The organism is Klebsiella africana, from assembly GCF_020526085.1.
GTDB classification, from domain to species: Bacteria; Pseudomonadota; Gammaproteobacteria; order Enterobacterales; family Enterobacteriaceae; genus Klebsiella; species Klebsiella africana.
In genome coordinates this window covers 1,922,965-1,945,813 of the sequence record NZ_CP084874.1, presented here as the reverse complement: position 1 = coordinate 1,945,813, position 22,849 = coordinate 1,922,965, and the positions used below count along the sequence as shown (strand labels likewise).

General features: G+C 57.8%; 21 protein-coding genes and 2 pseudogenes. 12 read left to right on the top strand and 11 right to left on the bottom strand.

The features are described from left to right. The first annotated feature begins 89 nt into the window (after window positions 1-89). The 3 genes from LGL98_RS09420 to LGL98_RS09410 all read left to right on the top strand — a co-directional run bounded on the left by LGL98_RS09420 (window position 90) and on the right by LGL98_RS09410 (window position 4,079). Entirely contained in the window at window positions 90-2,210 is a 2,121-nt protein-coding gene (locus LGL98_RS09420) for a TonB-dependent siderophore receptor (RefSeq protein WP_136030255.1), read from the top strand. A gap of 180 nt (window positions 2,211-2,390) precedes the next feature. Continuing rightward, a complete protein-coding gene (locus LGL98_RS09415; RefSeq protein ID WP_136030253.1) occupies window positions 2,391-3,242 on the top strand; it encodes a hypothetical protein in 852 nt (283 codons plus the stop codon). 12 nt (window positions 3,243-3,254) lie between these two features. Next, complete coding sequence (locus LGL98_RS09410) at window positions 3,255-4,079, top strand: TIGR04222 domain-containing membrane protein (protein WP_136030251.1); 825 nt, start codon at window positions 3,255-3,257, stop codon at window positions 4,077-4,079. A 48-nt stretch (window positions 4,080-4,127) separates the two neighbouring features. Here the strand turns inward: LGL98_RS09410 and emtA are convergent, their stop codons facing one another. Next, a complete protein-coding gene (gene emtA, locus LGL98_RS09405; RefSeq protein WP_002910846.1) occupies window positions 4,128-4,739 on the bottom strand; it encodes a membrane-bound lytic murein transglycosylase EmtA in 612 nt (203 codons plus the stop codon). Between the two features lie 174 nt (window positions 4,740-4,913). On the opposite strand from emtA, the gene ldcA reads away from it, so the two are divergent. Both ldcA and LGL98_RS09395 read left to right on the top strand, forming a co-directional pair. Then, the gene (ldcA, locus tag LGL98_RS09400; RefSeq protein ID WP_136030249.1) at window positions 4,914-5,828 is read left to right on the top strand and encodes a muramoyltetrapeptide carboxypeptidase; all 915 of its coding nucleotides are present in this window, start codon (window positions 4,914-4,916) and stop codon (window positions 5,826-5,828) included. A gap of 92 nt (window positions 5,829-5,920) precedes the next feature. Beyond that, window positions 5,921-7,588: pseudogene (locus tag LGL98_RS09395) on the top strand (potassium/proton antiporter); the annotation flags it as partial. A gap of 82 nt (window positions 7,589-7,670) precedes the next feature. Here LGL98_RS09395 and dadX read toward each other — a convergent pair. The 3 genes and pseudogenes from dadX to LGL98_RS09380 all read right to left on the bottom strand — a co-directional run. Then, window positions 7,671-8,741: a catabolic alanine racemase DadX gene (dadX, locus tag LGL98_RS09390; protein ID WP_136030247.1), complete on the bottom strand. Its 1,071-nt coding sequence runs from the start codon at window positions 8,739-8,741 to the stop codon at window positions 7,671-7,673. 9 nt (window positions 8,742-8,750) lie between these two features. Then, complete coding sequence (locus LGL98_RS09385; protein WP_136030245.1) at window positions 8,751-10,049, bottom strand: D-amino acid dehydrogenase; 1,299 nt, start codon at window positions 10,047-10,049, stop codon at window positions 8,751-8,753. 98 nt (window positions 10,050-10,147) lie between these two features. Then, window positions 10,148-10,282, bottom strand: a pseudogene (locus LGL98_RS09380) (hypothetical protein); the annotation flags it as partial. Between the two features lie 88 nt (window positions 10,283-10,370). On the opposite strand from LGL98_RS09380, the gene LGL98_RS09375 reads away from it, so the two are divergent. Beyond that, window positions 10,371-11,903, top strand: a complete 1,533-nt coding sequence (locus LGL98_RS09375; RefSeq protein ID WP_025711046.1) for a SpoVR family protein — start codon at window positions 10,371-10,373, stop codon at window positions 11,901-11,903. 74 nt (window positions 11,904-11,977) lie between these two features. Here LGL98_RS09375 and fadR read toward each other — a convergent pair whose 3' ends face one another. Then, the gene (gene fadR / locus LGL98_RS09370; RefSeq protein ID WP_025711047.1) at window positions 11,978-12,697 is read right to left on the bottom strand and encodes a fatty acid metabolism transcriptional regulator FadR; all 720 of its coding nucleotides are present in this window, start codon (window positions 12,695-12,697) and stop codon (window positions 11,978-11,980) included. Window positions 12,698-12,945: 248 nt separating this feature from the next. On the opposite strand from fadR, the gene nhaB reads away from it, so the two are divergent. The 3 genes from nhaB (at window position 12,946) to LGL98_RS09355 (ending at window position 15,651) form a co-directional block, all read left to right on the top strand. Further along, window positions 12,946-14,496, top strand: coding sequence for a sodium/proton antiporter NhaB (nhaB, locus tag LGL98_RS09365; protein ID WP_136030243.1), 1,551 nt, complete (start codon window positions 12,946-12,948; stop codon window positions 14,494-14,496). Window positions 14,497-14,625: 129 nt separating this feature from the next. Next, window positions 14,626-15,156 (top strand): disulfide bond formation protein DsbB, encoded by a 531-nt coding sequence (dsbB, locus tag LGL98_RS09360; protein WP_136030241.1) that lies wholly within the window; start codon window positions 14,626-14,628, stop codon window positions 15,154-15,156. A gap of 150 nt (window positions 15,157-15,306) precedes the next feature. After that, window positions 15,307-15,651, top strand: a complete 345-nt coding sequence (locus LGL98_RS09355) for a TehB family protein (RefSeq protein WP_136030239.1) — start codon at window positions 15,307-15,309, stop codon at window positions 15,649-15,651. Between the two features lie 6 nt (window positions 15,652-15,657). Here LGL98_RS09355 and ycgN read toward each other — a convergent pair whose 3' ends face one another. The 3 genes from ycgN to LGL98_RS09340 form a co-directional block, all read right to left on the bottom strand. Beyond that, window positions 15,658-16,104 carry a cysteine cluster protein YcgN gene (gene ycgN, locus LGL98_RS09350; protein ID WP_117078801.1) on the bottom strand — a complete coding sequence of 149 codons (447 nt, stop codon included), beginning with the start codon at window positions 16,102-16,104 and terminating at the stop codon, window positions 15,658-15,660. Between the two features lie 94 nt (window positions 16,105-16,198). Beyond that, window positions 16,199-16,858: a fumarylacetoacetate hydrolase family protein gene (locus LGL98_RS09345; RefSeq protein WP_136030237.1), complete on the bottom strand. Its 660-nt coding sequence runs from the start codon at window positions 16,856-16,858 to the stop codon at window positions 16,199-16,201. 16 nt (window positions 16,859-16,874) lie between these two features. Then, window positions 16,875-17,156 carry a YcgL domain-containing protein gene (locus LGL98_RS09340; protein ID WP_002910898.1) on the bottom strand — a complete coding sequence of 94 codons (282 nt, stop codon included), beginning with the start codon at window positions 17,154-17,156 and terminating at the stop codon, window positions 16,875-16,877. 126 nt (window positions 17,157-17,282) lie between these two features. Here LGL98_RS09340 and minC point away from each other — a divergent pair, with 126 nt between their 5' ends. From minC to minE, 3 genes are read left to right on the top strand one after another with little or no spacing between them, the layout of a single operon-like run. Next, the gene (minC, locus tag LGL98_RS09335; RefSeq protein ID WP_136030317.1) at window positions 17,283-17,981 is read left to right on the top strand and encodes a septum site-determining protein MinC; all 699 of its coding nucleotides are present in this window, start codon (window positions 17,283-17,285) and stop codon (window positions 17,979-17,981) included. A 23-nt stretch (window positions 17,982-18,004) separates the two neighbouring features. Next, a complete protein-coding gene (gene minD, locus LGL98_RS09330; RefSeq protein ID WP_002910900.1) occupies window positions 18,005-18,817 on the top strand; it encodes a septum site-determining protein MinD in 813 nt (270 codons plus the stop codon). A 3-nt stretch (window positions 18,818-18,820) separates the two neighbouring features. After that, window positions 18,821-19,090 carry a cell division topological specificity factor MinE gene (gene minE / locus LGL98_RS09325; protein ID WP_004103270.1) on the top strand — a complete coding sequence of 90 codons (270 nt, stop codon included), beginning with the start codon at window positions 18,821-18,823 and terminating at the stop codon, window positions 19,088-19,090. 77 nt (window positions 19,091-19,167) lie between these two features. On the opposite strand, the gene rnd is transcribed toward minE, so the two are convergent. From rnd to LGL98_RS09310, 3 genes are all read right to left on the bottom strand, one after another. Next, the gene (gene rnd / locus LGL98_RS09320; RefSeq protein WP_168435245.1) at window positions 19,168-20,283 is read right to left on the bottom strand and encodes a ribonuclease D; all 1,116 of its coding nucleotides are present in this window, start codon (window positions 20,281-20,283) and stop codon (window positions 19,168-19,170) included. An 81-nt stretch (window positions 20,284-20,364) separates the two neighbouring features. Continuing rightward, entirely contained in the window at window positions 20,365-22,050 is a 1,686-nt protein-coding gene (gene fadD / locus LGL98_RS09315) for a long-chain-fatty-acid--CoA ligase FadD (RefSeq protein ID WP_136030232.1), read from the bottom strand. Window positions 22,051-22,255: 205 nt separating this feature from the next. Further along, window positions 22,256-22,837: a Slp family lipoprotein gene (locus tag LGL98_RS09310; protein ID WP_136030230.1), complete on the bottom strand. Its 582-nt coding sequence runs from the start codon at window positions 22,835-22,837 to the stop codon at window positions 22,256-22,258. Window positions 22,838-22,849 lie beyond the last annotated feature (12 nt).

Genomic DNA, 22,849 nt, shown 5'->3' with positions numbered 1-22,849 from the left:
TCGCATTACTTTTTAACGAATAATGACAGATTCGTTTTTCACGCGGCGGCGTACAGGAGTACCAGACCGCGTTGGTTCAGGATGATCTTATGAACGTGGCTATTTCTCGAAAACGCCCGAGGCTGCTGTACGCCCTTGCGGTCGCACTTCCCTTCACCGCGCAGGCCGAAGAGACGGTGGTGGTCACTGCTACCCCACCGGCGTCTGCCAGCGCGCCGACGGAGGGCTACAGCGCTAGCACCTCGCTCGGGGCGACGAAAACCGACCAGCCGTTAATCACTACCGCCCAGTCGGTGTCGGTGGTCACCCGCCAGCAGATGGCGGACCAGGGGGTGAATACCATCAGCCAGGCGCTGGAATATACCCCGGGGGTTTACTCCAGCTTCGGCGGCGGCGCGACCCGGTTCGACGCCATCTCCCTGCGCGGCTACCACGGCGGCGACGTCGATAACCTGTTCCTCGACGGCATGCGCCTGATGAGCGACGGCGGCAGCCATAACGTACTGCAAATCGACCCGTGGTTTATCGAACGTGTGGATGTGATCCGCGGCCCCTCCTCCGCGCTCTACGGGCAGAGCGTGCCGGGCGGCGTGGTCAACCTGACTTCCAAACGTCCGCAGTTCAGTCAGCAGGGCCACATCCGCCTGACCGGCGGTACGCAAAATACCAAAGGCGCAGCCTTCGATTACACCGACGCCATCAACGAGCAGTGGGCATGGCGGCTGATCGGGATGACCCGCAGCAGCGACACGCAGTATGACCATACCCGCGAGGAGCGCTACGCCATTTCGCCTTCCCTGCTGTGGCAGCCGGACAGCGACACCTCGCTGCTGCTGCGCGCCTATCTGCAAAAAGATCCTTCCGGCGGCTACCACGGCTCTTTGCCGCTGGACGGCACCCGCTATGCCCACAATGGCCGTAAGCTCTCCCCCAGCACCAACGAGGGCGATCCGGGAGATGGCTATCAGCGCCGCCAGCAGATCTACAGCTATGAGTTTGACCACCAGTTCACCGACGTCTGGTCGGTCTATTCCACCGGGAGCTACACCCATACCAACGTCTCCCTCGATCAGGTCTACCAGGTCGGCTGGATAGATGACAGCGACATGCTGGCCCGCGGCTACAGCGGTTCGCGCGGTTCGCTGGACGGCTGGTCAACCGATAACCGCCTGCGCGCCGATTTCAATACTGGTAACCTGGCGCACACCCTGATCCTCGGCGCCGAATATCATCGCTTCCGTAACAACCTGTGGACCGGCGCCGGCGGCGCGGCGCCCCTTAACCCGTTTAGCGGCTATACCGCGCAGACCGGACATACCGTGACCTACAGCGATGACAATAATCGCCGCTATTACCAGACCGGGCTGTATCTGCAGGATGAGATGGTCTGGAACCGCTGGCATGTGGATGTTTCCGCGCGCTACGACCGCATCGTTTCCCGGCAGGTCAGTGATACCTTAGGCACCTCAAACCGCCGTTCAGACGACCATATCAGCGGCCGCGCCTCACTGTTGTACGCCCTGGACAACGGTCTGTCGCCCTACCTGAGCTACAGCCAGGCGATTACCCCGGCGATGCTGCCGGGCGCGGACGGCAAACCATTGAAGCCGACCACCGCCGAGCAGGTTGAAGCCGGCCTGAAGTTCCAGCCGCCGGGCAGCCGCGACCTCTATAGCATTGCGATTTACGACCTGACGCAAAAGGATGTCGCCACCCGCGACCCGAACATCGCCACCGCCACCTATATTCCGGCGGGTAAGGTCCATTCGCAGGGCGTTGAGCTGGAAGCGCACCACCAGATCACCCCGCAGCTGAGTACTATCGCCTCGTATACCTGGAATCGTCTGCGCTTCCAGGACACCAAAGACGGGACCGACAACAACACGCCGCAGCTGACCCCGGATCAAATGGCCTCCTTCTGGGCTCGCTATCAGTTCCCGGCGGGGATCTCCCTTGGTGCTGGCGTCCGCTACATCGGCAAACAGTGGGCGGATGATGCGAATACCGAACGGCTACCGTCGGTCACGCTGATGGATGCCATGATACGGGCCGACCTCGGCGTCTGGTCGCCGGGGCTGAAAGGCGCTTATGTGCAGGTTAACGCCAACAATATCGGCGACCGCGAGTATATTTCCGGCTGCTACGGCACCGGCAACTGCTACTGGGGGGCAGAGCGCAGCGTTATGGCCACCGTCGGCTACGACTTTTAACTGACCACGGAAATATAAGCCTCCGGCCATGACGGCGGAGGCTTGCGTGAATAGTTTCCGTCTCGCTTTTATTGCTGATATTAACGTAAAGGTGCCACTCCATTATTTCACTTGCCCCCTTCGCATGAGAAAGCTTACTATGCTGGCGCAAACCGGTTATAGCGCTCACAAGGAATAAAAGTGAACTCAGTCATTAGCTATATCGTTGATTTACATCCGTTATCATTTATGGGTTATTATGTATTATCCACCACAGTGATATATATTCTGCTGAATATCATTATTGCGAAGACTCGCCCTACCGAAAATACCACCGCCGTTCCAGAACCCTATTCTATCTCGCCTTCTTTTTTAGCCTGGCTGCGTAATAGCGCCACCAGCGTCATTCAGCTGGCCATGTTCCGGCTGTTAAGAAAAAACTATGTCACTCTCATCCATTCTGCGGAAAATATACAGCTCTGCGCCAATCAGCAGTATGCAGAATGCAAAATGACCTGTGTGGAAAAAATACTCTTTGACCATTTTGCTACGCCAAAATCCAGTCACCAGGATCTCCCGCTTTCTCTGCACGTCGCTGAACACAACCACTGGACCACCGATCCCCAATGCAACGGGCTGCGGTTAAGCCCGACGCAACAAACGTGGAATATGATATTGGTGGTCGCGCCATCACTGGTGTTAATTACCGTGCTCGCCTGGAAAACATTTTTTGATAATCAGGCGATGATTCACTCCAGCGTATTGAGCTGGCTGGCGATGTTTATAGTTTCCGGCCTGTGGTGGCTGTGGCTGTTATGCATCACCTTAAATGCCACCCGACTGGATCGGGAAGGAATCTCTATTAATATCCTTGACCACTATATTGCTACCCTGAAAGAGACGCTTATTGCTGACGCGGATACCCTGACCGATGAAAACGCCGATTATTGCGTGGCGATCGGTACAACCACCCTGCTTCCCGAAAGATTCGGTGAATATATAAAAGTCATCAAACTTATTCAGTATCCCTTTTGTCTGCAACGGCTGGATTAACGAGGGGAGAGTATGTGGAATTTTCTAATGCATCTGCATCCACTGCTGTTTCTCGGCGGATTTATATTTATCGTCCCGGGTATCTATATTGCTATCGGAACGACGATCGTCCTGACACGGCCAGCGGCTCAGCCCCAGCCGCACGCGACGGAGGTCAGTCCATGGCTGCTGGCCTGGCTGACAGGAGAAGGGACCCGGGTGATTCAGCTGGCGATGTTCAGCTTACTCAGTAAAAAGTATCTGTGGATCCCGGAGGCCGGGCAGGTTTTGGCCAACGGACGCTATGCAAACGAGGAAATGAACGTCATTGAAAGACTACTGTTTGACCATTTTGCGGTGCGCAAGCCGTGTCATGAAGATCTGCCCTGCAGCCTGAGTATTGCCGGACGTAGCCTCTGGCAGGAACAGATAGCGAGCGCGGGCTTAGCCTTAAGTCCGCTGCGCCGCGGATGTAATATGCTGGCCATCGGCATCCCTTCGATCGCCCTCGGCGTTATCGTTGTCAGTAAGACCTTTATCTGGCTCGACTTCACCGCGTACAGCATCTTTAGTTGCCTGCTCATGCCCGCGGGTTGCGTTTTGTGGGGCGGATTATGGATAGAGGCCATTAGCAAAACCATTCGTCTCGATATCTGCGGCATCTCACATCATGACGCTCATGCCTGCATCGCTGCGTTACGAGAAGCGTTAGCGCTGAAAGGCGATCAGGGGGATGACGCGACAGCCATGTTCTGCGTGGCGGTGAACGGCCCAGGATCCCTTCCCGAGCGCTATCGCGACTATAAAACGCTAATTGCGCCGATAAGCGCTATCACCTCGCTGCGTACAGAGGATTAGGCGAGTGGGAAGCGCTCACCCCGCCAGGCCTGCGGGGTGAGCATAGGCCTACATGGCGTCCAGCGCTTTCTGTAGTTTCCAGATATAGCGCGGCGCCTGCGGCGCCGGGTGTTTTTTCACCACATGTTCGAAAAACTCATCGGCATCGAGATCGTTAATCTCCTCGATGGCGTCCTGGCGGTTCGAGGAGAAGGTACGCAGCAGCGCACCGGCGCCATTGGCATAGGAGACCACCACCGCGTAGCGCATCACCTGCGGGTCTTTGATCCCCGCCAGCGGACCGTTCTCCAGAATGCTCAGGTAGGCGGCCCCCATCGAGATATTACGTTCCGGGTTTTTCAGCTCGCTGACCGACGGCTCGCCGCGCCAGCCCATCCGCCGATAGACATCGCGTCCGGAGGTCGACGGCTTGAGCTGCATCAGCCCGACGGCACCGGATTTACTCACCACCGCAGGATTACCGCCCGACTCAATGGCGATGATCGCCGTGATCAGCTGCGGATCCACGCCCCAGGCGGCACCGGCTTTTTCACTGATCGGCATCCACTGCATCGCTCGCTTCACCGGCACCTCGGGGTTCCATGGCGGATTGGTGTAATCATGTTTCGAACTACAACCGGCCAGAAAAACGACTAAAATAAGCAACCATCTCAATTTCACACATCTATCCTTATCTACCCAAACGCCATCATGCTGCAGGACAACGGCAGCGGTACGTCCCCGCCTGCCGACAGCCTGAAGGATGACGGGTGCGGACTGAAGTTAGCCACCTGGAGATGACAATCGCCATTCCAGGCGGCATCATAACCCTTTCATTCATAGCAAGGAATTATCATGTCTCAGTTTTATCTGGTCGCGCCATCCGGTTATTGCATCAACCAGCAGGCAGCAGCCCGCGGCGTCGAGCGTCTGCAGCAGGCCGGACACGAGGTGGCCCACCAGCAGGTCATTCCCCGCCGGCAGCAGCGTTTCGCCGGGACTGAACATGAACGGCTGGCCGATATTAACCAGCTGGCCCAGCTGCCCGGGCGCAACCGTATCGTCCTCGCCGTGCGCGGCGGCTACGGCGCCAGTCGCCTGCTGCCGCATATCGACTGGCAGGGGTTGGTTGCCCGCCAGCAGCGCGACCCGCTGCTGATTTGCGGCCACAGCGATTTCACCGCTATCCAGTCGGGCCTGCTGGCCGCGGGCAACGTCATCACCTTCAGCGGGCCAATGCTTGCCGGTAATTTCGGCGCGGAGAGCCTCGACCCGTTTACCGAGCATCATTTCTGGCAGGCGCTGCGCCAGCCGGAATTCACCCTCGAATGGCCGGGGGAAGGGCCGAACTGCCGGGTGGAAGGCACCCTGTGGGGGGGAAATCTGGCGATGCTGACCTCGCTTATCGGCACGCCGTGGCTGCCGGCGATCCGCGACGGCATCCTGGTGGTGGAGGATATTAACGAGCACCCGTTCCGCGTCGAGCGCATGCTGCTTCAGCTGTTACACAGCGGTGTGCTGGCGGCGCAGAAAGCGGTGATCTTCGGCAGCTTCACCGGCAGCGCGCCGAACGACTATGACGCGGGATACGATTTGCCGCAGGTCTTTGATTATCTTCGCCAGCAGCTCTCCCTGCCGCTGATTAGTGGCCTGGAGTTTGGCCACGAGCAGCGCACGGTGACCCTGCCGCTGGGCGCCCGCGCGCGCCTGGTGAATCAGGCGGCGGTCACCACCCTGACGATCGGTGGCCACCCGGTGCTGGCAGAATAAATTTCCCGAACGCATAGGCGGATCCCCTGCGAATTGTTAAAATAGTGTCACTTTTAGCCATTTTTTCACGCCAGTCAGGGAGTACGTGAACATTGGACGCCGCTGCGGTCATTAGTCTGTTTATTCTGGGTTCTGTTTTAGTAACCTGCAGTATCTTATTGAGCTCCTTTTCTTCGCGCCTTGGCATCCCGATCCTGGTCATCTTTCTGGCCATCGGGATGCTGGCAGGCATTGACGGCATCGGCGGCATCCCCTTCGACAATTACCCCTTCGCCTACATGGTGAGTAACCTGGCGCTGGCGGTGATCCTGCTGGACGGTGGGATGCGCACCCAGGCCAGCTCCTTTCGCGTCGCACTGTGGCCCGCGCTGTCGCTGGCGACGGTCGGGGTACTGATCACCTCGGCGCTGACCGGGATGATGGCGGCCTGGTTGTTTAAGCTGGATCTGATCGAAGGCCTGCTGATCGGCGCCATTGTCGGCTCCACCGACGCCGCGGCGGTCTTCTCGCTGCTCGGCGGCAAGGGGCTCAACGAGCGCGTCGGCTCAACGCTGGAGATTGAGTCAGGCAGTAACGACCCGATGGCGGTCTTCCTGACCATCACCCTGATCGAAATGATCCAGCAGCACCAAACCGGCCTCAGCTGGATGTTCGCCGTGCATATCATCCAGCAGTTCGGCCTCGGGATCGCCATCGGCCTCGGTGGCGGCTACCTGCTGCTGCAGATGATTAACCGCATCGTGTTGCCCGCCGGCCTCTATCCGCTGCTGGCGCTGAGCGGCGGGATCATGATTTTTGCCGTCACCACCACCCTCGACGGCAGCGGTATCCTCGCCGTCTATCTCTGCGGCTTTCTGCTGGGCAACCGACCGATCCGCAACCGGCACGGTATCCTGCAGAACTTCGACGGTCTGGCGTGGCTGGCGCAGATCGCCATGTTCCTGGTGCTGGGCCTGCTGGTGACGCCCTCGGACCTGCTGCCGATCGCCATCCCGGCGCTGCTGCTGTCGATGTGGATGATATTCATTGCTCGTCCGCTGTCGGTGTTTGCCGGTCTGCTGCCGTTTCGCGGCTTTAACCTGCGCGAACGAGTGTTTATCAGCTGGGTTGGCCTGCGCGGCGCGGTGCCCATTATTCTCGCGGTATTCCCGATGATGGCCGGGCTGGACAACGCCCGTCTGTTCTTCAATGTCGCCTTCTTCGTGGTACTGGTGTCGCTGCTGCTGCAGGGCACTTCGCTGTCGTGGGCGGCGAAAAAAGCCAAAGTGGTGGTGCCGCCCATCAGCTGGCCCATCTCCCGCGTCGGGCTGGATATTCATCCGGAAAACCCGTGGGAGCAGTTTGTCTATCAGCTGGGCGCCGATAAGTGGTGCATCGGCGCGGCGCTGCGCGATCTACATATGCCGCCGGAGACGCGGATTGCCGCGCTGTTTCGCAACAATGCCTTGCTGCACCCTACCGGCAGCACTCGCCTGCGGGAAGGTGATATCCTGTGCGTCATTGGCCGTGAGCACGACCTGCCAGCGCTGGGCAAAATGTTCAGCCAGTCGCCGCCGGTGGCGCTCGATCAGCGCTTTTTCGGCGACTTTATTCTTGATGCTGAGGCCCGCTTCGCCGATGTAGCGCAAATCTACGGTCTCGACGGCGGAGAGGAGTTCCGCGAGCATCAGCAGTCGCTCGGGGAAGTGGTGCAACAGCTGCTGGGCGCCGCGCCGGTGGTGGGCGATCAGGTGGAGTTCGCCGGGATGGTGTGGACGGTGGCGGAGAAAGAGAACGATCACGTGCTGAAGGTCGGGGTGCGGGTCGCGGAAGACGAGGCGGAGTGATCCGCCCCGAAATAGGTTACAGGGTCACAACCGGCACCCGCGGCGCCAGGGCGCACATCAGCTCATAGCCGACGGTGCCGCTGCTGGCCGCCACGTCGTCGATTTTAATCTCTTTGCCCCACAGCTCGACCGGCGCGCCGATCCCGGCCTGCGGACAGGGCGTTAAATCGACCGCCAGCATATCCATCGACACACGTCCAACGGTGGTGGTGCGTACGCCGTCCACCAGCACCGGCGTGCCGCTCGGCGCCACCCGCGGATAGCCATCGGCATAGCCGCAGGCGACGATACCAATCCGCTGCTCCTGGGTGGTGCGGTACAGGCCGCCATAGCCAATCGCCTCGCCGGCGCGCAGATTCTGCACGCCGATGATTTCGCTGCGCAGCGTCATCACCGGCTTCAGCCCGGTGTTCGCGATGTCCTGCCACTGCCCGGAAGGCGACGCGCCATACAGCACGATGCCCGGACGCACCCAGTCAAAATGCGCTTCCGGATGCCAGAGGGTCGCCGCCGAGTTGGCCAGCGAGCGCGGGCAATCCAGCCCCTCCGCCGCCTGTTCGATACGGCGCATCGGCTCGACAATGCCCTGCGGATTCTCCGCCTCCGCGAAGTGCGACATCAGCGTCATCTCGCCGACGTTACTTATCGCCCGCAGCTGCTGCCAGACGGTGTGCACCCGCTCAGGCATAAAGCCCAGCCGGTTCATGCCGCTGTTCACCTTGAGATAGATATCCAGCGGCGCGCGCAGCTTCGCCTGCTGCAGAGCCTTAATTTGCCAGTTGCTGTGGACGCTGGTGGTTAAACGATATTGATCCAGCACCGCCAGCTCATCGGCATGGAAGAAACCCTCCAGCAGCAGGATCGGGCCTTTCCAGCCCTGCTCGCGCAGCAGGATCGCCTCTTCCAGATTGAGCAAGGCGAAACCATCCGCCGCGCTTAACGCACTCCATACTCGTGCGACGCCATGGCCATAGGCATTGGCTTTGACCACTGCCCACAGGCGCGACCCGGGGGCCGCGCGACGCACTATCTGTAAATTCTGCCGCAAGGCCAGCAGGTCGATGCTGGCCACTACCGGACGGGTCATGCAAGCTCCTTAGTTGTGTGCGCCGTGCAGGTGCTGCGGGCGCGCCGGGGTAAAACCGGGGCGGTAACGGGCAACCGCCAGATCGTCGTAAGGGATCGCCGGCGTGCGCCCGGAGATCAGATCGCTGATAAGCTGCCCGGAACCGCAGGCCATGGTCCAGCCGAGGGTGCCGTGGCCGGTGTTGAGCCACAGATTTTTAAACGCCGTGCGCCCAACTACCGGGGTGCCGTCCGGCGTCATCGGCCGCAGGCCGGTCCAGAACGTCGCCTGCTCCACGTGGCCGCCGCGCGGGAACAGGTCGCGCACCACCATCTCCAGGGTTTCGCGACGCGGCTGTAGCAGCGCTTTGTTAAAACCGACGATCTCGGCCATGCCGCCGACGCGAATGCGCTGATCGAAGCGGGTAATGGCGATTTTGTAAGTCTCATCAAGAATAGTGGAAACCGGCGCGCCGTCCTCCTGGGCAATCGGAATGGTCAATGAGTAGCCTTTCAGCGGGTAGACCGGTATATCCACCAGCCCTTTAAGCATCGCGGTTGAGTAGGAGCCGAAGGCCATCACATAGGCGTCGCCCTTGATAATCTCATCGCCGCATTTCACCCCGGCAATGCGATCGCCCTCCTGCAGCAGCGCGTCCACTGCGGTGTTGAAGCGGAAGGTCACGCCGGCCTGTTCCGCCATCGCCGCCAGACGGGTGGTAAACAGCTGGCAGTCGCCGGTTTCATCATTGGGCAGGCGCAGGCCGCCGGTCAGTTTGTGGCTGACCTCCGCCAGCGCCGGCTCCACCTCCGCCAACCGCTTCGCTTCCAGCAGCTGATACGGCACACCGGCGTCTTCCAACACCGCGATATCGCGGGTGGCATTTTCATACTGTTTGGCGGTCCGGAACAGCTGCAGCGTCCCGCCCTGACGCCCTTCATACTGAATGCCGGTAGTGTCGCGCAGCGCCTTCAGGCAGTCGCGGCTGTATTCCGCCAGGCGCACCATCCGGCCTTTGTTCTCCATATAGTGGCGCGTGTCGCAGTTGCGCAGCATCTGCCACATCCACTTCAGCTGAAACGAGGTGCCGTCAAGACCGATCGCCAGCGGCGCATGGCGCTGAAACATCCATTTGATCGCCTTCAGCGGCACCCCCGGCGCCGCCCAGGGCGCCGCATAGCCGGGAGAAATCTGCCCGGCGTTGGCCGCGCTGGTCTCCTCCGCCGGACCGGGCTGACGGTCGATAACCGTCACCTCATGACCCGCCTGACTCAAATACCACGCGCTGGCTACCCCAACCACCCCACTTCCCAGTATGACGACACGCATAGCGACTCCGTAACAGTTAAAGAACAATCATCTAATTACAAATTGATAACTCAGTTGAAAATATTATTCAACATACGCTTTATTTATGGTGACTTAACTCACAGCAAACCGCACCAGCCCTGCGCTGCGAGATTTACGATCTCATGCTGCGCTTTATTTTTACCCAGCATTAAATTCTGTAAATAAGCGCAAAAAACGGCTTTGAGATGGAGAAATCGCGAAGAAAAGAAATTGTCTGACGATACAGTTTGCCATCCGGTGTTCTATGCTTGTTTAGAGGTTTTCCGTTCAGAGAAAACCAACAACAACGAGGGCGCGCTAATGGCTACGATTGACTCCATGAACAGGGACACCACCCGTTTAAGCGATGGACCCGACTGGACGTTCGAGTTACTGGAGACCTACCTGGCCGAAGTGGACCGGGTCGCCAAGCTCTATCGTCTTGACACCTACCCGCACCAGATCGAAGTCATTACTTCCGAGCAGATGATGGACGCCTACTCCAGCGTCGGGATGCCCATCAACTATCCGCACTGGTCGTTTGGCAAAAAATTCATTGAGACCGAGCAGGCCTATAAGCACGGCCAGCAGGGCCTGGCGTATGAGATAGTCATCAACTCCAACCCTTGTATCGCCTACCTGATGGAAGAAAACACCATCACCATGCAGGCGCTGGTGATGGCGCACGCCTGCTATGGGCATAACTCATTCTTTAAAAATAACTATCTATTTCGCAGCTGGACCGACGCCAGCTCGATCATCGACTACCTGATCTTCGCCCGCAAATACATTACCGAGTGCGAAGAACGCTATGGCGTTGACGAAGTGGAGAAACTGCTCGACTCCTGTCACGCGCTGATGAACTACGGCGTCGACCGCTATAAACGCCCGCAAAAAATCTCTCTGCAGGAGGAGAAAGCGCGGCAGAAAAGTCGGGAAGAGTATCTGCAAAGCCAGGTGAATATGCTGTGGCGCACCCTGCCGAAACGGGAAGAGGAGAAGGCGATTGAAGCCGCGCGCCGCTACCCTTCCGAACCGCAGGAGAACCTGCTGTACTTTATGGAGAAGAACGCCCCGCTGCTCGAATCGTGGCAGCGCGAGATCCTGCGCATCGTGCGTAAAGTCAGCCAGTATTTCTACCCGCAGAAACAGACCCAGGTGATGAACGAGGGGTGGGCCACCTTCTGGCACTACACCATCCTCAACCATCTCTACGATGAAGGGAAAGTGACTGAGCGCTTTATGCTGGAGTTTCTCCACAGTCACACCAACGTGGTGTTCCAGCCGCCGTACAACAGTCCGTGGTACAGCGGGATTAACCCCTATGCGCTGGGCTTCGCCATGTTCCAGGACATCAAGCGCATCTGTCAGTCGCCCACGGAAGAGGATAAGTACTGGTTCCCGGATATCGCCGGTTCTGACTGGCTGGAAACGCTGCATTTCGCCATGCGCGACTTCAAGGATGAAAGTTTTATCAGTCAGTTCCTGTCGCCGAAGATCATGCGCGATTTCCGCTTCTTTACCGTGCTCGACGACGATCACAACAATTATCTGGAGATCTCGGCGATTCACAACGAAGAGGGTTATCGCGAGATCCGCAACAAGCTCTCGGCGCAGTATAACCTCAGCAATCTTGAGCCGAATATCCAGGTGTGGAATGTTGACCTGCGCGGCGACCGCTCGCTGACCTTGCGTTATGTGCCACACAACCGCGTCCCGCTGGACAAAGGCCGGCGCGAAGTGCTGAAGCATGTGCATCGTCTTTGGGGGTTCGATGTGCTGCTGGAGCAGCAGAACGCCGACGGGAGCATTGAGTTGCTGGACCGCTGCCCGGCGCGGCCGAACGCGCTATAGCATTGCGGGGCGAGTAAAATAACCAAGGGGGCCATTGGCCCCCTTGTTCTGTTTAACGATCGCGAACAGCCGGCTTAACGCATATTCATGGCTAAATCGCCGGGCAGCGATTTCTGCATCCGGTGCCAGATCTCGCCGCTGTCATGGCCATAGCGGCGAACCAGCTCATACACCTGATCGTGCAGGCCAGCTTCACATACCTTCGCCAGCTGATGATAAAAGCCGAGCGCCAGGCTGCGCGCTTCCGGGCTGGAGAAATAGTGGCGGCCAATGCGGGTATACAACCCCTTCATGCCGTTGAGGATCAGGCCATAGATCGGGTTACCGGAGGCGAACGCCAGACCGCGGAAAATGTTGTAATCGAGGTCGGCAAAGGCGTCGGCGTGGTCTTCCACTTCCCGGGCGCTGTCCAGGACCGCCAGCGCTTTATCCGGATGCTGACGAAACGCGGTGCGGATAAAAATCGTGGAAATGTTGGTGCGCACGGAGAGCAGATTATCAATCAGCTGCGGCACACTGTCGTGATCGAGGCGCGCCAGGGTTTCAAGGATATTCAGCCCGGAGGTTTCCCAAAAGTTGTTCACTTTGGTGGGTTTACCATGCTGAATGGTCAGCCAGCCATCACGGGCCAGACGCTGCAGCACTTCGCGCAGGGTGGTGCGGGTGACACCGATCAGCTCAGAAAGCTCGCGTTCAGCGGGGAGAATCGATCCAGGAGGGAAGCGGTTATTCCAGATACTCTCAATGATGTACTCTTCCGCGAAACCCGCAGGGCTCTGCGCCTTAATGACCATAGTAAGATTTCCATTACACAGCGTTACAATTGTACTCATCATACCAGAGCCGCTATAGGGCAGATAGCATGGCAAGTGAATTAAAAAGGGATCGCCGTTTCATTTTCCGCTTTTACTTTGCGCTTTTCCTTATCCCAACGGGCCAATGCTGCGGCGCGAAGAAAGTTGCTTCTCATTTTACTCAACTGGTACTCTTGCCAATCGTTATGCACAAAACCATGCACTCATAGACGGGGAAGGATTCTGTCGTGGAAATTTCTTATGGCCGCGCGCTGTGGCGCAATTTTCTTGGCCAGTCGCCGGACTGGTATAAGCTGGCATTAATCATTTTCTTAATCGTAAATCCGCTGGTGTTTGCCATGGCGCCCTTTGTCGCCGGCTGGCTGCTGGTGGTTGAGTTTATCTTTACCCTCGCCATGGCCCTGAAGTGTTATCCGCTGCTGCCGGGTGGTCTGCTGGCCATCGAAGCGCTGCTGATCGGCATGACCAGCCCGGCGCATGTGCGAGAAGAGATCGCCAACAATCTGGAAGTTTTGCTCCTGCTGATGTTCATGGTCGCAGGCATTTACTTTATGAAACAGCTGCTGCTGTTCGTCTTTACGCGCCTGCTGCTGGGGATCCGCAGCAAAATGCTGCTGTCGCTGGCTTTTTGCCTGGCGGCGGCCTTCCTCTCGGCTTTTCTCGATGCGCTGACGGTAGTCGCGGTGGTGATTAGCGTCGCTGTTGGATTCTACGGTATCTATCACCGCGTCGCTTCGGCTCGCCCTGATGATAACGATCTGCTGGACGACAGCCATATCGACCAGCACTACCGGGAAGTGCTGGAGCAGTTCCGCGGCTTTCTGCGCAGCCTGATGATGCACGCCGGCGTCGGTACCGCGCTGGGTGGCGTCATGACCATGGTCGGCGAGCCGCAAAACCTGATTATCGCCAAAGCCGCGGGCTGGCATTTTGGCGAGTTCTTTCTTCGCATGGCGCCCGTAACCTTGCCGGTGATGGTCTGCGGACTGTTAACCTGTCTGCTGGTCGAAAAGTATCATTTATTTGGCTACGGCGAACCGCTGCCGCCGGCGGTGCGGAAAGTGCTGCAGGACTTTGACCAGCGCAGCCGTGCCCAGCGTAGCCGTCAGGAACGTCTGCGGCTGGTCGCTCAGGCGGTGATTGGCGTCTGGCTGATCGTCGCCCTCGCCTTTCACCTGGCTGAGGTCGGGCTGATTGGCCTGTCGGTGATCATCCTCGCCACCACCTTTACCGGCGTCACCGATGAGCACGCCATTGGCAAGGCGTTCACCGAGGCGTTACCCTTTACCGCGCTGCTGACGGTCTTCTTCTCCATTGTGGCGGTTATCATCGACCAGCAGCTGTTCACGCCGGTGATCGAGTTTGTCCTGCAGGCCTCGCCGCACGCGCAGCTGTCGCTGTTTTATCTGTTCAACGGCCTGCTGTCGTCCATTTCGGATAACGTGTTTGTCGGCACGGTCTACATCAACGAAGCGAAAGCGGCGCTCGAACACGGCGCCATCAGCCTGCCGCAGTTTGAGATGCTGGCGGTGGCGATCAATACCGGCACCAACCTGCCCTCGGTGGCCACCCCGAACGGCCAGGCGGCGTTTCTCTTCCTGCTGACTTCCGCCCTGGCGCCGCTTATCAGGCTCTCCTATGGACGTATGGTATGGATGGCGCTGCCCTACACCATCGTACTGACGCTGGTCGGCCTGTTATGCGTCGAGTTCACGCTTATGCCGGTCACCAGCTGGCTACTGTCTCACGGTTGGCTGGTGACGCCCACGCTGCCCTGATGGACCCCAATGCCCGGGCACGCCCGGGCAATTCAATAACCCGTTACGGAATATTTTCCGCCGCGCCTCTGGCGTCGGTTCGGTTTTCGTTTACACTGCCATGATTTAGCATCTTCCAGGGAAATGATTATGTTGCAATATTTAAACCAGTGCTCAAGGGGACGCGGTGCCTGGCTCCTGATGGCGTTAACCGCTTTCATTCTCGAACTCGTCGCGCTGTGGTTCCAGCACGTGATGCTGCTGCAACCGTGTGTGATGTGTATTTACGAACGCTGCGCGCTGTTCGGCATCATGGGAGCAGGACTGGTGGGCGCCATCGCTCCCAAGACGCCGCTGCGCTATGTCGCTATGCTGATTTGGCTGTACAGTGCAGTCCGCGGGCTACAGTTGGCGTGGGAGCATACGATGATCCAGCTGCACCCGTCACCGTTCCAGACCTGCGATTTCGCCGCCCGCTTCCCAACCTGGCTGCCGCTGGATAAATGGCTGCCGCAGGTTTTCGTTGCGTCCGGAGACTGTTCAGTACGTCAGTGGCAGTTCCTGTCGCTGGAGATGCCGCAATGGCTGGTCGGGATTTTCGCTGCCTATCTGCTGGTCGCTATTCTGGTGATCATTGCTCAGCCTTTCAAAGCGAAAAAACGCGATCTGTTTGGCCGCTAAGCCGCGGCGAGTACAACCCACAATGAAACGCCCTGCGGGGCGTTTTTTTATGCCCCCAGCGCATCGCTGAATCGTTTCGTGTCTATGGTTGACCACAGTCAATAAAAGGTGCATATTAAATACATCTTTTACAGCACCACAGGAGCTCACATGTCATCTTTACTGATCCCCGCAGACTGGAAAGTTAAACGCTCCACCCCGTTCTTCACCAAAGAGAACGTCCCCGCCGCCCTGCTGAGCCACCACAACACCGCGGCTGGCGTCTTCGGTCAGCTGTGCGTCATGGAAGGTACGGTGACCTATTACGGTTTTGCCAATGAGCAGGCCACGGAGCCGGAGAAAAAAGTCGTGATTCAGGCCGGGCAGTTTGCTACCAGTCCGCCGCAGTACTGGCACCGCGTCGAACTCAGTGACGACGCCCGCTTCAATATTCACTTCTGGGTGGCCGAAGAAACCGACGGTGAAAACGGGCTGTTCCACGCGAAGAAAGCGTGACGGCGCTTAGCGTGCCCTGTCAGGCAGATTGAGGATATGGTCCTGCCAGTCGACGACCGTGGACTCGGGCACCGCAATATGGCGAACAGAGATGCGCTCACCGTGCATCGCCGCTTTTGAGCCGGTCAGCAGCGGATGCCAGGCCGGCAGCGGTTTGCCCTCCGCCAGCAGGCGATAAGCGCAGGTCGGCGGCAGCCATTCGAAGGTCGGCAGATTTTCGCGAGTGAGCTTGATGCAGTCCGGCTCATACTCGAAGCGACGTGCGTAGTTACGGCACTGGCAGGTTTTGATATTAAGCTGACGGCAGGCGACGTTGGTGAAGTAGATCTCATCGGTGTCTTCATCCATCAGCTTGTGCAAGCAGCACTGGCCGCAGCCGTCACACAGCGATTCCCACTCCGCGTCGGTCATTTCATCCAGTGTTTTTTGTTGCCAGAAAGGTTGTTCGCTCATCGGAGTGTCCGTCGTTGCCAGTTAAGGGTGCACCTTATAACCAGTCTGGCACGCCGATGCAAGTTTTGCCGCCCCAAAAGGCGGCAATCAGCGCTTACAGCACGCGGGTAGTGAGCGACAGGCCGTTGAAGCCGACCTCCAGCTCGTCGCCGCTGTGCAGCGGCCCCACGCCTTCCGGGGTGCCGGTGAGGATCACATCCCCGGCTTTGAGCGTAAAGAAGCGCGACATATAGGCAATCAGCGGCACAATTTTGTGGATCATGTCGGCTGTAGTCCCCTGCTGGCGCACTTCGCCGTTAATTTTCAGGCTCAGTGGGGTATTCTGCGGATCGCCGTGGAACTCGGCGGCTGGAATAAAGCCAGAAATGGGACAGGCATTATCGAAACCTTTGGCCTTCTCCCACGGTTGTCCCGCTTTTTTCATTTTCGCCTGCAGGTCGCGCAGCGTGAGATCCAGCGCGACGCCATAGCCGGCAATCCCTTTCAGCACATGCTCTTCCGTCGCCTGACGCAGCGTGCTGCCGATCAGCACCGCCAGCTCGACTTCGTGGTGCACCGAGCCCAGCCCCTCAGGGAGCACCAACGGCTGACGGAGATCGCACAGGGCGGTCTCAGGTTTAATAAACAGCACCGGCTCTTCCGGCGTCGCACTGCCCATTTCCTTGATGTGCTTTGCATAATTACTGCCGACGCAAACCACCTTGCTCACTGGATAATCCAGAAGCGCACCCTGCCAGTTATGATGTTGGTACATTATTTTCCCTCGTGGGTTAATCGGATTGTTTCCCCTGTTCCGCCAGGTGTTTCTTTAGTAGATTTTCAGATGGCGGGGGAAGTTGCAGGTAATAACCCTGCTCACTCAACGCCTGTTTCACTTTTTCCAGGTCGGCGTTAACCAGCTTTTTACGTCCGTCCAGCGGTAGCAGCATCGCCATCTGCGGCGTGCCAAAACTGCGCATTAACTCGTCAGGAACGCGTGAGAAATCGTCCTTTTTTTCGACGTATAAATAGGTTTGTTCACGTTTAGTACTTCGATAGATCACACAAAACATAGTTTTACTCGGAATTAGACCCGTGGTCACTTGCCTCAATATATGAGTGACTATAACATGCCTTTTAGTCTTCGGAATATCACCGCACTTCGGCGGTTGATAAACAGCAAATTGAGTAAGGCCAGGATGTCAAATACGCCAATCGAACTTAAAGGCAGTAGCTTCACGTTATCTGTCGTTCATTTGCACGATGCAAATCCCGAGGTTATTCGTCAGGCGTTAGAAGACAAAATCGCCCAGGCTCCCGCCTTTTTACGTCATGCTCCGGTGGTGGTGAATATCGCCAGCATCGAGGAGGAGGTGGAATGGCGCGCCATCAACGAGGCTATCGCCGCGACCGGTTTACGTATTATGGGCGTCAGCGGATGCAAAATTCCGCGCCTGAAAACTGAAATCGACCGCGCCGGGATCCCGTTATTAACCGAAGGGAAAGAAAAAGCCCCTCGTCCGGTACCGTCCGAACCTACCCCGCCACCGCCAGTTGCTAGTCAGATCACAAAAACGCGTTTGATTGATCAGCCGGTACGTTCCGGTCAGCGCATTTATGCGCCACACTGTGATCTTATTGTTACAAATCATGTGAGTGCCGGTGCGGAACTTATCGCTGATGGAAATATCCATGTATATGGCATGATGCGAGGACGTGCGCTGGCTGGCGCCGGTGGCGACAGAGACGCCCAGATATTTTGTACCCACCTTGCGGCGGAGCTGGTTTCCATCGCCGGGGAATATTGGCTGAGCGATAACATCCCGGCCGAATTTTATGGCAAAGCGGCGCGCCTGCGTTTAGGTGAAAGCGCTTTGGCAATTCAACCGTTAAATTAATCCCTTTTTAACAAGGAATTTCTATGGCACGCATTATTGTTGTGACTTCGGGTAAAGGGGGCGTTGGCAAGACCACCTCCAGCGCGGCCATCGCTACAGGTTTGGCCCAGAAGGGAAAGAAAACCGTCGTTATCGACTTCGACATCGGCCTGCGTAACCTCGACCTGATTATGGGCTGCGAACGTCGCGTCGTTTATGATTTCGTCAACGTCATCCAGGGTGATGCCACGTTAAATCAGGCGCTGATCAAAGATAAGCGCACGGAAAACCTCTACATTCTTCCGGCTTCCCAGACCCGGGATAAAGACGCCCTGACCCGCGAAGGCGTCGATAAAGTGCTCGAAGAACTGAAGAAAATGGAGTTCGATTTCATTGTCTGCGATTCCCCGGCAGGCATTGAAACCGGTGCGTTGATGGCGCTCTATTTTGCTGACGAAGCCATCATCACCACCAACCCGGAAGTCTCCTCCGTTCGCGACTCCGACCGTATCCTTGGCATTCTCGCCTCTAAATCCCGCCGCGCGGAAAATGGCGAAGAGCCGATCAAAGAGCATCTGCTACTGACCCGCTACAATCCAGGCCGCGTGAATAAAGGCGATATGCTCAGCATGGAAGACGTGCTGGAAATTCTGCGCATCAACCTGGTGGGCGTGATCCCGGAAGACCAGTCAGTCCTGCGCGCATCCAACCAGGGTGAGCCAGTGATCCTCGATGCCGCCTCGGACGCAGGCAAAGCCTATGCCGATACCGTTGAACGTCTGCTCGGAGAAGAACGCCCTTTCCGCTTCATTGAAGAAGAGAAGAAAGGATTCCTCAAACGCCTGTTCGGAGGATAAATTATGGCTTTACTCGACTTTTTTCTCTCGCGAAAAAAGAACACGGCTAATATTGCGAAAGAACGCCTGCAAATCATCGTCGCCGAGCGCCGCCGCGGAGACGCGGAGCCGCATTACCTGCCGCAGTTACGCAAAGATATCCTGGAAGTGATCTGTAAATACGTGCAGATCGACCCGGAGATGGTCAGCGTGCAGCTGGAGCAGCGGGACGGGGATATTTCCATTCTTGAGCTAAACGTGACCCTACCCGAAACGGAAGAGTCGAAACCCTGACCTGTCGCACCATCGCGAAAAAAAACCGGCTACGCCACGCGCCGCCGGTTTTTTTATGGCCTGAACCAGGCCGCCCGCTAGCGCGGATAGTCGTTTAACAGCGACTTCAGCTGCTCGGCCATCAGCTCCCCGCGCCAACCGGAAATCAGCTCAGGTTCACCGGCTTGCGTTTTCAACTGCCAGTGCCAGTTCAGCAGCTGGTTGATCTGCCGACGCGACGCCAGCAGCTCCGCGCTTACGCCCTTCTCCGTGCTTACTTCCTGCACCAGCGCTTTAATATCTTTAAAGGCTTTGCGGTAGCCCGGCATATCGATAAGATTCTGCAGCGGCGCCGGCAGGGCCGATTCCGGCAGCGCCTGCGCTTTCTCGACCAGGCTAAGCAGCGTTTTGCCGTGGAAGCGAATTTCGCTACCGGACAACCCGAGGCTGTCGAGCTCGCCGAGGCTGGTGGGCATATAGCGCGCCACGCTCCATAGATGCTCTTCCCGCACCACAAAGTTTACCGCCAGATCGCGCTCACGCGCTTTGCGCAGGCGCCACTCCGCCAGCAGCTGCAGACAACCCAGCTGGCGGGTTCGCAGCTGCCAGGCATTGCCAATATCGCGCCAGGCCTCGGCCGGGTCGACCACCTCCTGACGGCGCTGCTGCATCAGACGACATTCGTCCAGCGCCGCCGACAGCCAGCCTGCGCGATCGGTCTCCGCCATTAACTGGCTGGCGATCGGCAGCAGGTACCAGACGTCGGCTGCAGCATATTCACACTGACGCTCGGTCAGCGGGCGCGCCAGCCAGTCGGTGCGGGATTCGCTTTTATCCAGCGCTACCCCGGAATACTCTTCCACCATCGAGGCGAAGCCCCAGGACATTGGGCGGCCGCAGAAGGCCGCCAGGATCTGGGTGTCGATCAGCGGCTGCGGCATCAGGTTGAACGCGTTGAGAAAGACTTCTAAATCTTCGCTGCCGGCGTGCAGGTATTTAGTCACATCCTGGTTGAGCAGTAGCTCGCGCATCGGCGCCCAGTCGTTAATCGTCAGGGGATCGATCAGAGAGACCTGCTGGCCATCGAACAGCTGCAGTAGGCCCAGCTGCGGGTAATAAGTGCGGGTGCGGACAAATTCCGTATCCAGAGCAACGGCGGAGGCCGCGCTTGCCGCTTCGCAGACAGCGCGCAGGCCATCGTCGGTGGTGATCATCTGATAGTTCAAAGCATACTCTCTTAACTTGCGCCCATAAAAAACGCCGGCGTAGCCGGCGTCAGGCGACTCATTCGTTACTTAGCCTTTATTGTCCACTTTAGCGCGCGCTTCGTCACGCAGTTCTCGCCGCAAAATTTTCCCGACGTTGGATTTCGGCAGTTCGTCACGGAATTCCACCAGCTTCGGCACCTTGTATCCGGTCAAATGGCGACGGCAGAACGTAATCAGTGCTTCTTCGGTTAATGCGGCATCTTTCTTAACCACGAAAATCTTCACCGCTTCACCGCTGCTACCGGACGGCACGCCGATGGCTGCTACTTCGAGCACGCCGCTGTGCTGCATGACCACATCTTCGATTTCATTCGGATAGACGTTAAACCCCGATACCAGGATCATATCTTTTTTGCGGTCGACGATGCGCAGGAATCCTTCATCATCCATGACCGCGATATCCCCGGTGTGCAGCCAACCGTCTTTGATAATTTCATCGGTCGCGTCAGGCCGCTGCCAGTAGCCCAGCATCACCTGCGGCCCCTTGATACAGAGCTCGCCCGGCTGTCCCGGCGCCACGTCGATATCGTCATCGTCCACTAGTTTGGCTTCGGTGGAGGGTACCGGCAGACCAATGCTGCCGCTGTGGTAGTCGATATCGTGCGGGTTGACGCTGACCAGCGGCGAACACTCGGTCAGGCCGTAGCCCTCCAGCAGATATTGTCCGGTCAGCTTCACCCAGCGCTCAGCCACCGCCTGCTGCACCGGCATCCCACCGCCGGCGGAGAGGTGCAGAGAGGAGAAATCTAGCTGCTGGAACTCTTTGTTGTTCAGCAAGGCGTTGAACAGGGTATTGACCCCGGTCATGGCGGTAAACGGATATTTCGCCAGCTCCTTCACCAGCCCGGGGATATCGCGTGGGTTGGTGATCAGCAAATTCTGCCCACCCAGTTCGATAAACAGCAGGCAGTTCATGGTGAGGGCGAAAATGTGATACAGCGGCAGCGCGGTCACCACGAACTCTTTGCCGCGATGCAGCAGCGGGCCGTAGGTGGCATTGACCTGCTCGAGGTTAGCCAGCATGTTGCGGTGGGTTAGCATCGCTCCTTTGGCCACCCCGGTAGTCCCCCCGGTATACTGCAGAAACGCCAGATCTTCCGCAACGATCTCCGGCTTGACGTACTGCATGCGATAGCCGTGCTGCAGCGCGCTGCGAAAGGAGATGGCATCCGGCAGGTGATACTTCGGCACAAGACGCTTGATGTACTTGACCACAAAGTTCACCAGCGTACCTTTGGCGGTGGAGAGCTGATCGCCCATGCGCGTCAGGATGACATGCTGAACCTGAGTTTTCGCCACCACTTTTTCCAGGGTATGGGCAAAGTTGGAGACAATGACGATCGCCGCCGCGCCGCTGTCGTTGAGCTGATGCTCCAGTTCACGCGGGGTATATAAGGGGTTGACGTTAACCACGATCATCCCGGCGCGCAAGATGCCAAACAGAGCCACCGGATACTGCAGCAGGTTAGGCATCATCAGGGCCACGCGATCGCCCTTCTGTAACCCTAACCCCTCCTGAAGGTAAGCGGCGAAGGCGCGACTACGCTCCTCCAGCTTACGGTAAGTCATCACTTCACCCATATTGATGAACGCCGGTTGGTCAGCGTAGCGGGTGGTGGCATGTTCAAACAATTCAACCAGGGATTGATAGCGGTCAGGATTTATCTCCGCTGGAACATCCGCGGGATAACGGTTTAGCCAAACCTTTTTCACTGCATCACCTCTGAAATAGTTATTCGTCGTCATCACAGCCCCTGGAAAATACATTTTGTTAACATTATATTAACTCAGCGTACCAGTTTATTAATTAGGCAATGAGCAGGTTGCGAAGCGCGTCACTATTTTTTTTCTTATTCGACTGAAAACAAAGAAACAGCGGACCAGCCGCTGTTTCTTTGAACTAACATAAACAACAAAATCATTCGGTTACAACGTTTCTCACCTCAGCAGGGCCGGGATTGTACCAGCCCCAACCGCCATAGCCGTAGCCCCAGGGGCGCGGACCCAGCATCCACGGGTCGATAGGTTGCGGAGGCATCACCACCTGCTGCACCACGTTCCAGCGCTTGTAGCCGGTGGCGTTCATCAGCATAAATTTGTAGGGCGTGCTGCCCACCTTGCCGTCAACCACCCCGGCAATCGGCCCGACCACGGTCACCAGCTGACCACGGAAATCCACCGGATCGAGGAAGCCGTTAACGTCGGCATAGATCCGCCCACGGGACGGCTCGCCCAGCACAGGCCGCGCGCCGCTGTCCAGCGGCACGGTGGCGATTTCCAAACGGGTTTTCCCCTGCTGGTTTTGCACATTGACCACCTTGCCGCCAAAGCGTGCCTCCTGGCCAACGTACAGCTGCGGGGCGTTCATCACCCGCACTAAATCCTGCTGCGGCGTCGGGCTGGTGCCTTTGATGGCATCCGGCACTGACACGCAGCCGCTTAGCGCAACGGCAACCGCCGCGGCCAGCAGCCAGCGAACGCCCTGTTTTTGACCCGCCATGATGCGACTCCT